Source organism: Winogradskyella echinorum, assembly GCF_014297365.1.
GTDB classification, from domain to species: domain Bacteria; phylum Bacteroidota; class Bacteroidia; order Flavobacteriales; family Flavobacteriaceae; genus Winogradskyella; species Winogradskyella echinorum.
This window is the reverse complement of record NZ_JACOQD010000008.1, coordinates 17,144-33,096: the sequence shown is the minus strand read 5'-3', so window position 1 is coordinate 33,096 and position 15,953 is coordinate 17,144. Positions and strand designations below refer to the sequence as shown.

14 protein-coding genes and 1 other RNA gene are annotated in these 15,953 nt (G+C 31.5%); 6 read left to right on the top strand and 9 right to left on the bottom strand.

What is annotated here, in order from left to right; all coding sequences use genetic code 11:
- Positions 1-92: 92 nt before the first annotated feature.
- Positions 93-1,274 (bottom strand): hypothetical protein, encoded by a 1,182-nt coding sequence (locus H8K90_RS16460; protein ID WP_246457869.1) that lies wholly within the window; start codon positions 1,272-1,274, stop codon positions 93-95.
- Between the two features lie 213 nt (positions 1,275-1,487).
- On the opposite strand from H8K90_RS16460, the gene H8K90_RS16455 reads away from it, so the two are divergent.
- Entirely contained in the window at positions 1,488-3,173 is a 1,686-nt protein-coding gene (locus H8K90_RS16455) for an RluA family pseudouridine synthase (RefSeq protein WP_186847090.1), read from the top strand.
- A gap of 62 nt (positions 3,174-3,235) precedes the next feature.
- Here the strand turns inward: H8K90_RS16455 and fahA are convergent, their stop codons facing one another.
- Positions 3,236-4,528 carry a fumarylacetoacetase gene (gene fahA, locus H8K90_RS16450; protein WP_186847089.1) on the bottom strand — a complete coding sequence of 431 codons (1,293 nt, stop codon included), beginning with the start codon at positions 4,526-4,528 and terminating at the stop codon, positions 3,236-3,238.
- 111 nt (positions 4,529-4,639) lie between these two features.
- On the opposite strand from fahA, the gene H8K90_RS16445 reads away from it, so the two are divergent.
- Together H8K90_RS16445 and H8K90_RS16440 are read left to right on the top strand one after the other, a co-directional pair.
- A complete protein-coding gene (locus H8K90_RS16445; RefSeq protein WP_186847088.1) occupies positions 4,640-5,914 on the top strand; it encodes a serine hydroxymethyltransferase in 1,275 nt (424 codons plus the stop codon).
- A 23-nt stretch (positions 5,915-5,937) separates the two neighbouring features.
- A complete protein-coding gene (locus H8K90_RS16440; RefSeq protein ID WP_186847087.1) occupies positions 5,938-6,468 on the top strand; it encodes a hypothetical protein in 531 nt (176 codons plus the stop codon).
- A 16-nt stretch (positions 6,469-6,484) separates the two neighbouring features.
- Here the strand turns inward: H8K90_RS16440 and H8K90_RS16435 are convergent, their stop codons facing one another.
- The 6 genes from H8K90_RS16435 to H8K90_RS16410 all read right to left on the bottom strand — a co-directional run bounded on the left by H8K90_RS16435 (position 6,485) and on the right by H8K90_RS16410 (position 12,451).
- Positions 6,485-7,435, bottom strand: coding sequence for an alpha/beta hydrolase (locus H8K90_RS16435; RefSeq protein ID WP_186847086.1), 951 nt, complete (start codon positions 7,433-7,435; stop codon positions 6,485-6,487).
- 6 nt (positions 7,436-7,441) lie between these two features.
- The gene (locus tag H8K90_RS16430) at positions 7,442-9,013 is read right to left on the bottom strand and encodes a hypothetical protein (protein ID WP_186847085.1); all 1,572 of its coding nucleotides are present in this window, start codon (positions 9,011-9,013) and stop codon (positions 7,442-7,444) included.
- A 155-nt stretch (positions 9,014-9,168) separates the two neighbouring features.
- Complete coding sequence (locus H8K90_RS16425; RefSeq protein ID WP_186847084.1) at positions 9,169-9,930, bottom strand: hypothetical protein; 762 nt, start codon at positions 9,928-9,930, stop codon at positions 9,169-9,171.
- Between the two features lie 82 nt (positions 9,931-10,012).
- Positions 10,013-10,402: an acyl-CoA thioesterase gene (locus H8K90_RS16420; RefSeq protein WP_186847083.1), complete on the bottom strand. Its 390-nt coding sequence runs from the start codon at positions 10,400-10,402 to the stop codon at positions 10,013-10,015.
- 26 nt (positions 10,403-10,428) lie between these two features.
- Complete coding sequence (locus H8K90_RS16415) at positions 10,429-11,334, bottom strand: carboxypeptidase-like regulatory domain-containing protein (protein ID WP_246457866.1); 906 nt, start codon at positions 11,332-11,334, stop codon at positions 10,429-10,431.
- 91 nt (positions 11,335-11,425) lie between these two features.
- Positions 11,426-12,451, bottom strand: a complete 1,026-nt coding sequence (locus H8K90_RS16410; protein WP_186847082.1) for a glutaminyl-peptide cyclotransferase — start codon at positions 12,449-12,451, stop codon at positions 11,426-11,428.
- A 99-nt stretch (positions 12,452-12,550) separates the two neighbouring features.
- On the opposite strand from H8K90_RS16410, the gene ffs reads away from it, so the two are divergent.
- The 3 genes from ffs to fsa all read left to right on the top strand — a co-directional run bounded on the left by ffs (position 12,551) and on the right by fsa (position 14,277).
- Positions 12,551-12,649: signal recognition particle sRNA small type (gene ffs, locus H8K90_RS16405), an RNA gene on the top strand.
- Between the two features lie 57 nt (positions 12,650-12,706).
- Positions 12,707-13,510, top strand: coding sequence for an SDR family oxidoreductase (locus H8K90_RS16400; protein ID WP_186847081.1), 804 nt, complete (start codon positions 12,707-12,709; stop codon positions 13,508-13,510).
- A gap of 113 nt (positions 13,511-13,623) precedes the next feature.
- Entirely contained in the window at positions 13,624-14,277 is a 654-nt protein-coding gene (gene fsa, locus H8K90_RS16395; RefSeq protein WP_186847080.1) for a fructose-6-phosphate aldolase, read from the top strand.
- 21 nt (positions 14,278-14,298) lie between these two features.
- Here fsa and H8K90_RS16390 read toward each other — a convergent pair whose 3' ends face one another.
- Positions 14,299-15,726, bottom strand: coding sequence for a TlpA family protein disulfide reductase (locus tag H8K90_RS16390; protein ID WP_186847079.1), 1,428 nt, complete (start codon positions 15,724-15,726; stop codon positions 14,299-14,301).
- Positions 15,727-15,953: the final 227 nt, after the last annotated feature.

Here is a 15,953-nt window from a genome sequence, read left to right as displayed (position 1 = left end):
TACCTTACGTGTGTTGATTAATATTATTGGTGAACAACCGAGGATTTTCATAATACTAAAAAAACCTCTCAATTTTGAGAGGTTTTTAATGACTAACTATTTAATCGATAGGATTTTATAATCCCTTTCAATTTTAGTTTAAGATCTTCACTTGTATCATAAACCATTTGTTCATCTGATGGAAACAGAATTTGCTGCTGTCTTAAAAGATTTCTGTCATCTCTATTTAAAGCGCGTCGGTCTCCTCTTACACGTCCAAATACGTTTTCAAATACAAAACCACTTTCTATTGTAAAGTTATCTATTACTTGATTTTGTTTTAGGTCTGTATAAACCACATCTGCAATAACTTGAGCAGATTTAGTTTGTATAACTTCAACAAATCTTGCTCTAACATTAATTATCTTATCTATTTTAATATCATTACCGAGACTGTCTTTCATTACATTACCATTAGTATCTAATTGATACTCCCAACCATCTACAATTTGCTTTTCTCTTAGTAATTGACGTTCATTAATTCGCTCTGGCGAAATAGTAATTCGCATTAATTGTAATTGCATTGCAAAATCATAAGCTATTGTTTCATTGGTAACAGCATGGTATTCTGTCCAGAATTGATCTAAACCATAAGTATTAAAATCTAATAACTCAGTTTCTAAACGTTGCGGAATAACTTGATTTGTATTATTCATAATAGATACATGTACAAAGTCAGTTCCTTTTTGATGTGCTTCCGTCATTAGACTTCTGGTTTCTTCAAAATTTGGATTTATACGTTCTATGTATCTAAAAATGTCATATGCTTTTCTCGCATTATATTTGTCTTCAGAATCTAATAGTGTAATTCCTTGGTCTATTAAATATTCAGATGTTTTATATCTGTAATCTACAATTTCAGAACTGTAATCATTGAACTGTAAATTCAATGTTTTACCGTTTATTTTTAGAGGCATAACACGCTTTATAGCATTTTGTCTTGCTTCTAAATCTAAATAGATATTATAAATTGTTTTGTACTGTTCTGGATTACCATCTTTTTTAAGATGTGCTACATGTTTTAAATCTTCCTCTAAAACTTTGTAATACGCATCCTCAAGCATAACAATATAATCTTGCTTACGCTTTTTGTCTTTGTTGTTTTCAAGTTTTCTTAAGGCATCATTAATTGCTTGGTCATAATTTCCATTGCTAATGGCGCTTTCCATTTGTTTTTTGGCACTACAAGATACGAGTACCGAAACTAGGACTGATAATAGTAAAAATCGTTTCATAATCTTGTTTTTTAGAGGTTATATATTTGGTAAAACCAATTATGATGCCAAATTAAAAATTGAGTTTTTTTAGAGGGATATTGATTGACTGTAATAGTAGTAAAAACAATAGGTTAAAGTAATTCTTAGTTTTTTCAAAAAAATAATTTTCAAAAAAAATGATGTCGCTACAACCTTAAATATTTTTGTTTCTTTGCGTATTAAAAAACTATAATGTTTAAAACGGATAATTTTCTTTTTCATCCAATTAGCTCTAATTCTGTTTTGGATTTGCCAAAGCAATTTACCTATCCGTTTTATTACCAACCACATCCACTTTGCATTAAAGCTGCCGAAGAGGTAAAAACGTATTTAAGCACTCAAACCAATTTTGAACATAACTTTGGGTTAAACCAAAACAAGAAAGGTTTAAAAATCGGGAAAATGTTTGGTGTTATGATTGTGCAATCTATGGATGGTGATGTGGGTTACATTGTTGCTTTTTCAGGAAAATTGGCAGAAAGTAATTACCTAAAAGGTTTTGTACCTCCAATTTTTGACACTTTAAATAAGGATGGTTTTTACAAGCAAAGTGAGGAGCATGTTAATAACTTAACGGCTATAATTGAGGCTTTAGAACAAAATCCTGAAATTGAGATTGCAAAATTAAACCTAGAAAACGTTAAGTTGAAAAGTATAAATGAGCTTGAAGTTTTTAAACAAAAAGCCAAAGTAGAAAAAGAAAAGCGAAAACAACTTAGAAAAGAAGCAGAGTCTAAACTTTCAGTATTAGAAAAAGCATCTTTATTTGAAGAATTGAAGCAGCAAAGTATTCAAAGTAATATTGATTTAAAATATTTAAAGCTGAATTGTGAAGCAGAGATAAATAAGGCTGAATTGGTTTTAGAGAAACTAATGCAACCTATTAAAGCTTTAAAACTAGAACGAAAAACATTATCTGCAAGCTTGCAAAAACGAATCCACGAGCAGTATCAGTTTTTAAATGCAGTGGGTGAAATCAAAAATCTAATTGATATTTTTAAGATCACAGAATTGGGCCAGCCACCTGTAGCTGCTGGTGAATGTGCAGCACCAAAGTTATTTCAATTTGCCTATCTAAATAATCTAAAACCTATTGCTATGGCCGAATTTTATTGGGGAATTTCACCAACAGCAGAAGTTAGAAAGCATGGACAATTTTATCCCTCTTGTCGCGGACGTTGCGAGCCTATTTTAGGCCATATGATGAAAGGTCTAGATGTAGAACCCAATCCTATAGAATCAGCAGGTAAATTTAGCGGCAACATTGACATTATATATGAAGATGAATTTCTTCTTGTGCTTAATAAACCGCACGAGTTTTTGTCTGTGCCTGGTAAAACAATTAAAGATTCTGTTTTAACAAGAATGCAAGATTATTTGCCGGATGCTACAGGACCATTGTTGTTGCATCGTTTAGATATGTCAACTTCTGGTTTAATGTTGGTTGCTAAGAATGAGAAAACGCATAAAAACCTTCAAAAGCAGTTTATAAATCGAACTATTAAAAAACGTTATGTCGCTTTGCTTGATGGTGTTATAAATACTAAAGAAGGAACAATTGATTTACCACTTCGTGTAGATTTAAATAATAGACCAAGACAATTAGTTTGCGCTGAACATGGCAAATCAGCCAAAACAAAATATGAAGTTATTAATACTGAAAATAATAAAACCAGAATCCATTTTTATCCAATAACTGGAAGAACACACCAATTAAGAGTGCATGCTGCACATCACTTAGGTTTAAATAGTCCTATTCTTGGTGACGATTTGTATGGCATTCAATCAAATCGACTGCATCTTCACGCAGAAACTTTGTGTTTTGAGCATCCAGTAAAACGAGAGTGGGTGAGTTTTAGTTGTAAAGTACCATTCTAAAAACATAAAAAGCTCATGATATACTTTCATGAGCTTTATTAGTTATATAAAGTATGTTAGGTTTACTTCTTTTTCTTCGGATTAAAAACAGGTAATAATTGCGTTTTTACTTGACCAAAACCAATACGTACATCATCATTTTCGCAATAAGCTCTCATTACAACAGTATCGTAATCATTGATAAATTTACGTTCTGTACCATCTTTTAATTTTAATGGTTTACTGCCTTTCCATGTCAATTCTAACATAGATCCAAAAGAATCTTCAGTAGGGCCGGAAATAGTGCCACTTCCCATCATATCACCAGAATTTACAGGACAGCCATTAACCGTATGATGTGCTAATTGTTGTGCCATATTCCAGTACATATATTTAAAGTTAGATTTACATACTGTAGTTTCTTTACCTCCTTTTGGGATAATGCCTGCTTCCAGATGTATATCAAAACTCTTTTTGCCTTTGGTTTGCAAATACTCTAATGGTTTAGGGTTTTGCTTAGGACTTTCTACTCTAAATGGTTCTAAGGCATCAAGTGTTACAATCCAAGGTGATATTGAGGATGCAAAATTCTTTCCTAAGAAAGGACCTAATGGTACATATTCCCATTTTTGAATATCGCGAGCAGACCAATCATTAAAAACAACTAAGCCAAAGATATATTCTTCAGCCTCTTCAATAGGAATTGGTTCTCCTAAATCATTAGCATCGGTTGTTATAAACGCCATTTCTAATTCAAAATCCACCAATTTACTTGGTCCAAAGACAGGTTTATCAGCGCCTTCTGGCATGGTTTGTCCTTGTGGTCTATGAATTGGGATATGCGTTGTAATTATTGAAGAACTGCGACCATGATAACCTACAGGTAAGTGTAACCAGTTTGGCATAAGGGCATTGTCTTCACCACGAAACATAGTACCTACGTTTGTAGCGTGCTCTTTACTTGAATAAAAGTCAGTATAATCACCAACTTGTACAGGCATTTGCATTTCTATTTCATCTAATCTAAAACAGATGATTTCTTTATGTTTAGTGTTATTTTTAAGTGTTTCGTTATTAGCATCAAAAATTTCAGCAACACGATTACGTACAGCGCGCCACGTTTTTCTACCATCAGCAATAAAGTCGTTTAATGTATCTTGAATAAAGATATCATCCGTTAAAGGAATACCATCAAAATAGCCTAATTGATGAAGAGCACCAAGGTCAATTGCTGTATCTCCAATTCGTGTTCCAATGGTTATAATATCTTCTCGAGTTAAGAAAACACCAAAAGGAATATTCTGAATTGGAAAATCGGAATATTTATTTACGTATAACCAAGATGTTCTATTAGGATTATTGGCTGATAATGGCATATTGTTATTGTTGATTAAATGTTCATTAATTTCTACTCAAACCTACATAATTTTTGATATTTAAACTAATGTATTCACTATTTTTGTTTCGATTTAACAAACACTTTAAATATGCAACGCGACGAACAAATTTTTGAACTCATACAAGCCGAAAGAGAACGCCAAGTAGATGGCATAGAATTAATAGCTTCAGAGAATTTTGTAAGTGACCAAGTTATGGAAGCTGCAGGTTCTGTATTAACCAATAAATATGCTGAAGGTTATCCTGGCAAACGTTATTATGGAGGTTGTGAAGTTGTCGATGAAGTAGAAAATATTGCTATTGAGCGTGCTAAGACCTTATTTGGTGCGGCTTATGCTAACGTGCAGCCACATTCCGGAAGTCAGGCTAATACAGCGGTTTTTCATGCATGTTTAAAGCCAGGTGATACTATTTTAGGATTCGATTTATCTCATGGTGGGCATTTAACACATGGTTCTCCTGTTAATTTTTCAGGAAAATTGTATCGTCCTACTTTTTATGGTGTAAAGAAAGATACAGGTTATATAGATTATGATATGTTAGCTGACCAAGCTAAAAAAGAACAACCAAAATTAATAATTGCTGGTGCTTCTGCATATTCTAGAGATATTGATTTTGCTAAGTTTAGAGAGGTAGCAGATAGCGTTGGCGCTATTTTATTGGCAGATATTTCGCATCCTGCAGGTTTAATAGCAAAAGGTATTTTAAATGATCCAATGCCACACTGCCATGTGGTAACTACTACAACACATAAGACTCTACGTGGACCAAGAGGCGGAATGATTATGATGGGTGAAAATATTGATAACCCATTTGGTATTACATTAAAGAGTGGAAAGCTTCGTAAAATGTCAGGATTGTTAGATTCTGGTGTTTTTCCAGGTAATCAAGGTGGACCGTTAGAGCATATAATTGCTGCTAAAGCGATTGCTTTTGGTGAAGCATTAACTGATGAGTTTATGCATTATATGCTACAAGTAAAGCATAATGCAGATGCTATGGCTAAAGCTTTTGTAGCTAAAGACTACAACCTAATTTCTGGTGGAACAGATAATCACATGATGTTGATTGACCTTAGAAATAAAAACATTACAGGTAAAGATGCTGAGAATGCATTGGTAAAAGCAGATATTACTGTGAATAAAAACATGGTACCTTTTGATACTGAGTCTCCATTTGTAACTTCTGGTATTAGAGTTGGTACACCAGCCATTACTACTAGAGGACTTAAGGAAAATGATATGGCTTATGTTGTAGATTTAATTGATGAAGTGCTTATGAATCATGAAAATGAAACTGTTTTAGAAGGTGTTGCTGAAAAAGTGAATGCTTTAATGGGAGGAAGACCTTTATTTAATGCTTAGGTTTTTATGTGAGTTTAAACTAAATGCAAAGGACTTTATTTATTCTAATTTTGTTATTATGTTATTCATGTCGTTGTGATGAAGAAACTTATTATTTGAGTGATGATACGATAGCATTATTCCCATATGAAAATGCAAGTTCACTTACATTTATAGATAGTAATCAAAACTTTATACTTTTCGAAAGTATTACTTATGAACATGATATTTATGAGGAAAGTAGTCCAACTTCATCTTTTTATACTGGTTCAAACTGTGATGATAGTTTTGAGGAAATTAATGTATCTATGAGCAGTAGTAGTAATTATGAGTTATATGTTGGAACTAGTTCTGGGTTTAGAACGACCATTGTAGATAATAATGTAGGTAGTTTTGGGATTTATTATGGATTAGAAGAAAACAACTACATTAATAATTATAGTTATAATGGCGTCATCTACGATGATGTATTAAGAATTTATAGCAATTTTAATAATTCTGAAATTATTTTAATTCAAAATATAGGTGTTGTTTCAATACGATTTGGAAACCAAGAGATGATGCTCGAAAATTAATAAAAGGCCTTTCATATTATATTGAAAGGCTTTTTTTTGAAATGTATTGATCGTCTAAAAATTTTAAAACTCTATTAAAATAAGTTTCTCCTCCAACCTTCCATACATTAGAATGATTGGCAGAATCAATTTGTATGAATTCTTTATGTTTACTGGGAATAGCTGAAAAATTAGCTTTTCCATATTTAATATTAATTCGTTTATCCTCATTGCCATGAACGACTAAAATCGGTTGATTTATAGATTTGCAATATTTTATTGGCATTGCATCATTTGGGTCGAATTCGGCGATTTCCCCAGCTCTGTTAACTAAATAATTTGAAAAAGGTGAAAAGCTAAAACCAGCGTGTAAATCGAAATAATCATTTACAATGGTTTTAAAATCTGAAAAAGTACTTTCAATGACACCAAATTTTATTCGTTTATCATAACCCATTGCTTGTAAACCAATGGCTCCACCAAGAGATTGTCCCCAAACTCCAAAATGATTTAAGTTTTCATTTTTAGATAAATAATCAATTAATGCAGTGATATCTTTTTTTTCATTAACTCCAAAAGAACAAAATTGACCTTCACTTTTGCCATGAGCTCGAGAATCTAAGGCTATTGCATTATATCCATGCGCAGATAAAAAATCAGTAAGTTGTGTAAATTGTAGTTTGCTAGATCGTATTCCATGAAGTAGAATAATATTTCCTTTGGTAGAGTCGAGAGAAGAATAGGTTATCTCAGCAGACAGTTTTGTATTATCAAAAGAATTGAAATAGAATTCTTTTTCCTTGCTAGATGTGGTTTTATTTGTTGCTAAATCGTGTTTTATATTTCGATTTCTCTTAATTAGTCCAACTACAGGGTTTCTAATTTCGGTAATAAGTCTAGGAACAAAAAAATGTATTAATAAAAGACCAATAAGTAAAATAACTATTGAAAGACGCTTTATAAATTTCAGCCTTTTTTTATTGCTCATATTATGTTAATCCTCAAAAACAACACTCTCATAAGCGCCACAGTCTGGTTCAGTAGAATTTCTAGCTGAATTTAATAAATCAGAACCTGTTGGATTGAGCGATAATGCAATTCCATTTGCACCAGAATCTTCACCAATACGCATTAAGTTTTCAAAAGGATCTTCAAAATTTGGGTCATCATTAAAGCTATTACCAGTATAAAAATTGGTGTCATCAAACATATAATTACCAGTATTTTCTAGATTACTGTTGCTAAAACGCAATAAGCAATTCGTAAATTTATAATTGAAAACATCACCTTCATTTTCTAATAAAAATTCTGGGTTATCATTGCCATATACAATACAGTTAGTGAAGTTAGCTTCATCTAAATCATTAACAATGGCTGTTCCGTTTTCGTCGAGCACAAAATCATTAAGAAGTAGGGCAGGGAATTGTCTAAAACTATTATTCCAGTAGTTGGCAATAGTACAATGTGTAAAATTGTATTTACCACCCAAAGTCCCAGCAAAAGAGGATTGTCCACTATTATTAATGACTACATTTTCAGCTGAAATTGAGGTTGCTCTTCCCAATAACCCAAAACTACTTGAATTGTAAATTTGAGAATTAGTAATAGTTAATTTATCGTTTGTGGCATCTTGATTACCTTCTGACAAAATACCAATAGTTGCATTTTTAATCGTGGTATATGTAATAGTGTTATTCTCACTGCCATTAAAGAGCCAAATAGTTCCCCATTGACCTGGGACATCTTCAAATAATGGTTCTAGTCTATCACTTTCCAGTATAACTTCATTTTCTAAAGCATCTAGGTCTGTGCTTAATTCTCCATTAATATTTAATGTACCACCATCGGTTACAATGATGCCAGAATCTGCGTGAAAATGAACACGAGCTCCAGCTTCCATCGTTAGTGTTTTACCGTTATCAACACCTGCATAACCATAGATAACATAAGGTTTTTCGTTGGTGAAAGTGAGTTCGTTGTCTTCGAGAAAACGACCTTGTAATGTAGTCTCATCATCATTTCCATCACCATCTACATCAAAGCTTAGAGTTTCAACAATTCCAGTGGTGGCATCTCTGTTTGGATATATAAAAACAGCATCCTTAACTAGAGTCACTAAATCGACATCTTGTTGGTTACTACCAGAATCGAAAAGAATTTTATCTGTGTATAAAAACTGAGTGTCAGAATTTGATAGCGTTTCAATATCAATAGTTGTTTCAATAAAAATGAACAAACTATCATTTGCTAAAAGTTCTACATCTTCAAAGAATTTACCTTCTTGTGCTCCTACTAAACCTGTACCACCATCTACATTCATTCTATAAAATGAATTGACGCCGTTTTCTAGCTGAATGGTTGGTATTACAATATCATCGTTACTTCGATTATACACTTTAAGATTGTACGTGCTAGAACCAATATTTGTAAAAACAGTATCTAAATACACAGTATCTTTTGCAAACTTTAAGTTTCCTTTACTTGGTGAAAACTCAAAATCATCACGACAAGAACTCCAAAATAATAGGATTCCAAAACAAATAAAGAATGATAGCAATCGCTTCATATAAGATAAATATAATTAAGGTTTAAAAATATAACTTTTGAAGTTAGGAATTATTATGAAGTTGTATGTTTTTCCTAAATGATTGTTATAATTTACTTGATATGGAATCAATTATTATTGCTTTCGTACTAATGATAATTTTGTAACAGAAAAATTTAATCTTTTATAATACTATCCTCGTCATATTCTTCTAAAAGAATTAAAAAGAGTTGGCTGCTTAAAACCAATTCCTCTAATAATTGCATTTTTTTTTCTTTTTGAAGTAATACAGGATTGATTTGCTTAGCAGAGCAAAATTCGAGAAATAAATACACACGATCATTAGGAATTTTAAGGTCTTTAGTTAATAAATCACTATTAAAAAAGGTATCGTTATCTATTAGCTTTTTAAGTTGGTCGTAAGTAATTGCTATTTCTTCTGGTTTTTTCTTTTTCTTTTTTATTATACTAAAGAGCTTTCTAAATAGATAAACAAAATCTACACCATAGTTTGAAGTAGAAGGTGCATATAGCTGAGGATTATTTTTTATATCTTCTTTTATTAAATTCTGAAGTTCACTATTATAAGTTTCTATTTCAAAAACTGGCTGCTCTGGTTCAGCTACAATTTCTACTTCATCCAAGGTATTGACTACTTTTTTTAATTCGAAAACGGCAATATCTTCAAAATGATAGGGTTTAAGAATTACCACTTTTGGATGGTAAAAAACTGACTCAAACAGAATAGTATCGTTAACCTTTGCTACTATAGTAAACTCACCTTTATCATTAGTTGCTGTAATTCTATTTTGAGTATCGTTAAAAACTTTAACGCTTTTTGCCGTTGATGTGGAGTCGTAAACTTTACCTCTTAAGGTTTGAGCACTTATAAGCATAGGCACGCTTATAAAGGCGATAAAGATTAGTAATTGTCGCATAGTGAGTTGATTGATGCAATAAAGAAAATACTTTCTCTTTAAAGTATTTAGCTAATTAAATAAACTTTAACCTAATAAAATGTTAATTGAAAAGTTTAGCTAGTTCTGGTATTATTCTTGTTGGTCGTTGTGTTTTAGAATCAATTAAGCACCATTTTGCTTTAGAAGTTACAATGAGTTGATTTGTTTCGGCATTTATAATATCTACATGTCTAATTGTGCTAACTCCTTCAACTTTAGGGACGTAAGTTTTTAGCAATAATTTCTCACCAAGTAACGCCTGATTTTTATATTCTATAAAATGATTCACTAAAAACCATGAGTATGAATTAAGAAGGTCTTTTGTTGCATAAGTAAGCCAATGTTCTTTAGCAATATCTTGTACCCATTGTACATATCTTACATTGTTAACGTGGTTGAGATCGTCAATATCTTCCTTAGAAACGGTTATGGTTTTTTCGAATACTTGCATCTATTGTATTTTGATGCATAAAGGTATTACTTCTTTGAGAATAGACTTTTAATTCCGTAAAAGAATTTACCTAAAGAGGTCCGATCTTGTTCTCCATTTCTAATGGCTTTTCGTTTATTTATTCGTTCTTTTTTCCATTTTATTCTTCTGGCTTTGTTTCTTTTTTTCCAGTTTTCATAATGTTCTCTATTCTTTTTTACTTTATCTCTTTCTGTTTTAGTTGCAAATACAGAAGTTTCGTAATCTTCACTATCTCTGCAATATTCATAGTGCGGATAAGAGACCCAACCACCAACAATGATAATATCATCAAGAGAACTATCATCTTCCAATACGATATCTATAATATTACTTGTGCCAACAGTAATTTCAGTAGATTGCATTCCTACATAACTCACGACCAATACATCTCCAATATTTACTTTAATTTTATATAATCCATCAAAATCTGTTTGAACTCCTTTGTCAGTTCCTTTAATAATAACAGAAGTACCTGGTAATGGTAAACCATCTGATGCTGTTGTTATTGTTCCACTAATAATTTTCTCATTTATTACTGAAGTAGCAATTTTACCTTTTACCTGGGGAACTTTATTTGAATCTACTTTTACAGTTTTGGGCTTTCCTTGGGCATGACCTTCCAGATTGCCTAACGCCATAAAAGCAAACAAACCAGAAGCTGCCCAAGACAAATAATTGTTTTTATCTTTTCTGGCTAAAACAAGTTCTCTATTGAGTTGTTGGGTTTTAAATCTTCCGCAGAGCTTTCCTTTGGCTTCTAAGGTCTTAATGATTTGCTCATCGGTCTTCTTGGTAAAGTCAATAACAGTTTTATTGCAGGCATCGCAATGACGACCTTGTTCTTTTGGAGTCATTTTATTCCAATCCTCATGGCAAGGTTCTGGAATATTAATAGTAATGGCTTTTCTCATGGTTGTTTGATTTATATATCAAAGGACCAAAAGCTAATGCTAAATTAAAATGAAGAATGAGTGAACTGACCTTTTTGGTGAGTGAAGTTTATTATTTAGTTATTTTAACTTCAAACAGTTTGTCCCAGTTTTTCCCTGTTACAAAAATAGTTTGACGTTCTGGGTGATAGGCAATACCATTTAAAACATCTAACTCGTCATGCTGCTTTACTAGTTTTCTTAAAGGTTTAAAATCTATTACGCCTTCAACACCACCAGTTTTAGGATTAATGATAACCACACCATTACGTTGGTAAATGTTGGCGTAAATCTTTCCATCTATCCATTCCAATTCATTAAGGCTTGGTATTTTACCTTTTTCAGTATAGACTTGAATAAATTTTTCTTCAGTTAAATTATCAGGATTTAACGTCCAAATTTTATCTGTACCATCAGATTTGTAAAGTTGTTTGCCATCATTACAAAGTCCCCAACCTTCTTTGCTTTTTCCGTAATTGAAAGTGCTTAGTTTTTCAAAAGTATTGACATTATAAACAAAACCTCTTTCAGCTTGCCATGTTAATTGATAGATTTTGTCGTTTAAAATGGTGAGTCCTTCACCAAAATACTTGTCTTCTAAATTGATGTTTTTTAGTACTTCACCAGTTTCAAAATTTACTTTTCTAAGTTTAGATTCACCTTTTTGTCCAGTGCTTTCATATAATTCACCATTAAAAAATTCTAGGCCTTGTGTATAAGATGTAATATCGTGAGGATACGTGTTTACCACTTCATATTTATAATAGGTAGGGATTACATTATTAAAGACTTTAAGAGTTTTTGTAAGTGTTTGCGTTTCATCACCATATTTTACAATAGCTGTTATCGTTTTTTCACCAAGCGTTATATCATTTAATATTTTATTTTCAGAAATGGGTTGCCCATCGAGTTGAAAGCTAACATTGTCTATATCTATTTTTTTAGGGTTATTTATAGATAGGTTAATTGTGTCACCTAACATAGCAGATTTTACACCAGTATTTATAGATAAACCATTTTGTTTTGTTGAGTTTGTATCTCCACAATTAGTTAAAATGAAGCTTAAACACAAGAGAATGATATATTTAGATAATCGCATAAGTACTAAAAGATTTTTCAGCAAGTTATTAAATAAAATTCAGTTTAAAAATCATTACTAAATGATTGTAAAAGTATTAAAAGATTGTATCTTTGCGCCTGGCAAGTCCTACACAACCAGCTCCTGTTGAATCCTCCAGGGCGGGAACGCAGCAAAGGTAGATGGTCGTAGCGGTGTGATGTAGGTAGCTTGCCTTTTTTTGTACCCTAAAGTCTCCTATAAATTTGTATTTTGTGCTTATAATTTCTCAGCATTATGTCTAAAGTAGTTTTAATAACAGGTGGATCTTCTGGAATTGGAAAATCTGTTGGCGAATATCTTCAAGTTAAAGGCTATAAGGTTTATGGCACTAGCCGTAATCCAGATAATTATCCAGATAGTAAATTTCCTATTGTTGCTTTAGATGTTACAAAACCTGAAACTATTGCTACTTGTGTCAATGCAGTGTTAAATAAAGAATCTAAGATTGATGTACTCATCAATAATGCTGGTGCTGGCATTACGGGTCCTATCGAAGAAATTCCAGATTCAGAAATTAAACGCAATTTTGAAACCAATCTCTTTGGACCAATTAATGTTATAAAGGCTGTTTTGCCAACCATGCGTTCTCAAAACTCTGGTTTAATAATTAATATAACCTCAATTGCCGGTTATATGGGTTTACCATATAGAGGCATTTATAGTGCTAGTAAAGGCGCTTTAGAATTAATTACTGAAGCCTTTAGAATGGAGCTAAAGGAATTTAATATAGAGATGACAAATGTTGCACCTGGCGATTTTGCAACTAATATAGCAGCTGGTCGCTACCATGCGCCAATACTAGATGACTCGCCATACCAAGAGAAATATGGCAACACACTAAGAACTATGGATGAGCATGTGGATGAAGGGAATGATCCTCAACAAATGGCTAATGCCATTTTTAGAATCATTGAGACGAATAAGCCTAAGATCCATTATAAAGTTGGTGCATTTATGCAGAAATTTTCAATTGTTTTGAAGCGCATTTTACCAGATACAGTTTATGAGAAACTGTTAATGAATCATTATAAGTTGTAGAACGCTTTTATTATAGATATTGTTAATATATTTTAAAAACAATTCCTTTTACAGGATGCTTAAAGTCGTAAATTTGCGACAACAAAAAACACAACAAATCAAAATTAAATTACATGAAATTTTTTATCGATACTGCTAATTTAGAGCAGATTAAAGAAGCTCAAGATATGGGTATTTTAGATGGAGTTACTACAAACCCATCGTTAATGGCCAAAGAAGGTATTACTGGTACTAATAATATCTTAAAGCATTATGTAGACATCTGTAATATTGTAGAAGGTGACGTTTCAGCTGAAGTTATTGCAACTGATTTTGAAGGTATGGTTAGAGAAGGTGAAGCCTTGGCAGAATTACACGAGCAAATCGTTGTAAAGTTACCAATGATTAAAGATGGTGTAAAAGCTTGTAAATATTTTTCGGATAGAGGTATTAAAACTAACGTAACTTTAGTGTTTTCTCCAGGTCAAGCATTATTAGCGGCAAAAGCAGGTGCAACTTATGTATCTCCATTTATTGGTCGTTTAGATGATATTTCTACAGATGGCTTAAACCTTATTGCAGAGATTAGACATATCTACGATAATTACGCTTTTGAAACTGAAATATTAGCAGCTTCTGTTCGTCATACCATGCACGTTATAGATTGTGCAAAATTAGGTGCAGATGTAATGACAGGACCTTTAAGTTCTATCACAGGATTACTTAAACATCCTTTAACAGATATTGGTTTAGAAAAATTCTTAGCGGATTACAAAAAAGGGAATTAAAAAATAATTTACTAAAATAATTTAAAGAGCATCTTGTTTTACAATAAGATGCTTTTTTATTAAAAGCTCTTCAAGAATTTCTTCAAAATCCGAACTAAAAATGTTAGCATTTGGATGAAGAATAATTCCATTCTCATCAACAATAATAGACTTGTTCAAATAGTTTACCGCTAATGTTTTTCTAGCTTTTCGTGAATTTTTAAACTTAAACTCATTAGTGTTTGGGAAATCATAATTATTGATAATTTTTTTCCAAAATTTATCATCATTATCATTAACATTAATAGAAACAAAATCCATTTGAGGAAATTTAGATTTTAGCTTATTCACCATAAAATGGCTATTTCTATATTGCATTTTAGAGTTAGAAGACCAAAAATATATTATTGTTGGTTTACTAATTATTGAGTTTAAAAAATGCTCTGAGTCGTTATAATTAACTATAGACAGATTTGGTAAAGGGTTACCTTGTCTCAATGACTTTAAGTTAGATACCAAATCTTTCATGTAAGCTTCATCTTCTTCATTTGTGCTTTTAGTTAGATAATAATCTAGTAATGAATTAGCTTCTGCTTCAGTATGGTTATAGCTTATATAATCAATTGCTGTATATTTTAAAAGCTTATTTTTTATAGTTTCATCATGGATTATACTATCTATTAAATCGAGCTTAGATTTGTTGTAACCAATATCATGCCTATCAAACTTACTATGATGTGCGTTGTGTTTATAATAATTGTGAGTGGCTAAATTATCTATATGAAAAGAAAGAAAACGATTATAAGAATAAAAGTGACTTAAGTGACTTGCATTATAATCGATGCTTTTTCTGTGATTAAAAAAATCATCTGGTAAATCTTTTATATGAATTAGTTTATTATTACCAAAATATGCAAAAGGGTAAATTTCTTTATCCGCATACGAGTTATAATTAATATTTGCCTCTATAATAGATTTAAAAAACTCAGACTCTTCATTATGAGTTAAAAACTCATGAAATTCTCCAAGTCTACGTAGGCGTCGCTCTTCAACAAATGTATTAAAAGCCTCTGGCTCCATTTTAGAATACTTAACGAGCTTTTTTGCTTCCTTTTCGTTAGATAAATAGGTTTTTATAAGATAATTGTTCTTTTTAGCACCATTACCTGTAAATACCAAGGACTCATCAAAATCGTATGTATTTAATCGAAACATAATGCTATCATTAGGTTCTAACAATACCATTTGATATTCACCACCATGTCTAATAGAATACAATCCAGGTTGTAGTTTTGTTATTTTATGTATAAATCTATTATTGGCGTCTAATTGAAAAGTATCTGCTACTTTACCCTCAGTATTATATAGGATAATACTCTTGTTTTTTGGATTAATAATCTCGCCTCCAATGTAAGCAAAATCAGAATTCTCACCATTAGAATTGCAACCTAAGGTGATAGAGGCAATCATCGAGCAACAAAGTAAATATTTATAAAACAAAGGGTTATTTCTAATAATTAATAAACAAAAATATAGCTTGGAATGCTCAACTCTTGTTAATACCTCGTTAAAACTTGTTGTAGTGCTTATTATTCCGTCTAAATAACATAAATCATTCTCAAAATTCATAATAAATAATACTTTTTCAAATTTTTAGTATTCATAACACTGTTATATCATAGAGTTTGAGTTTAATT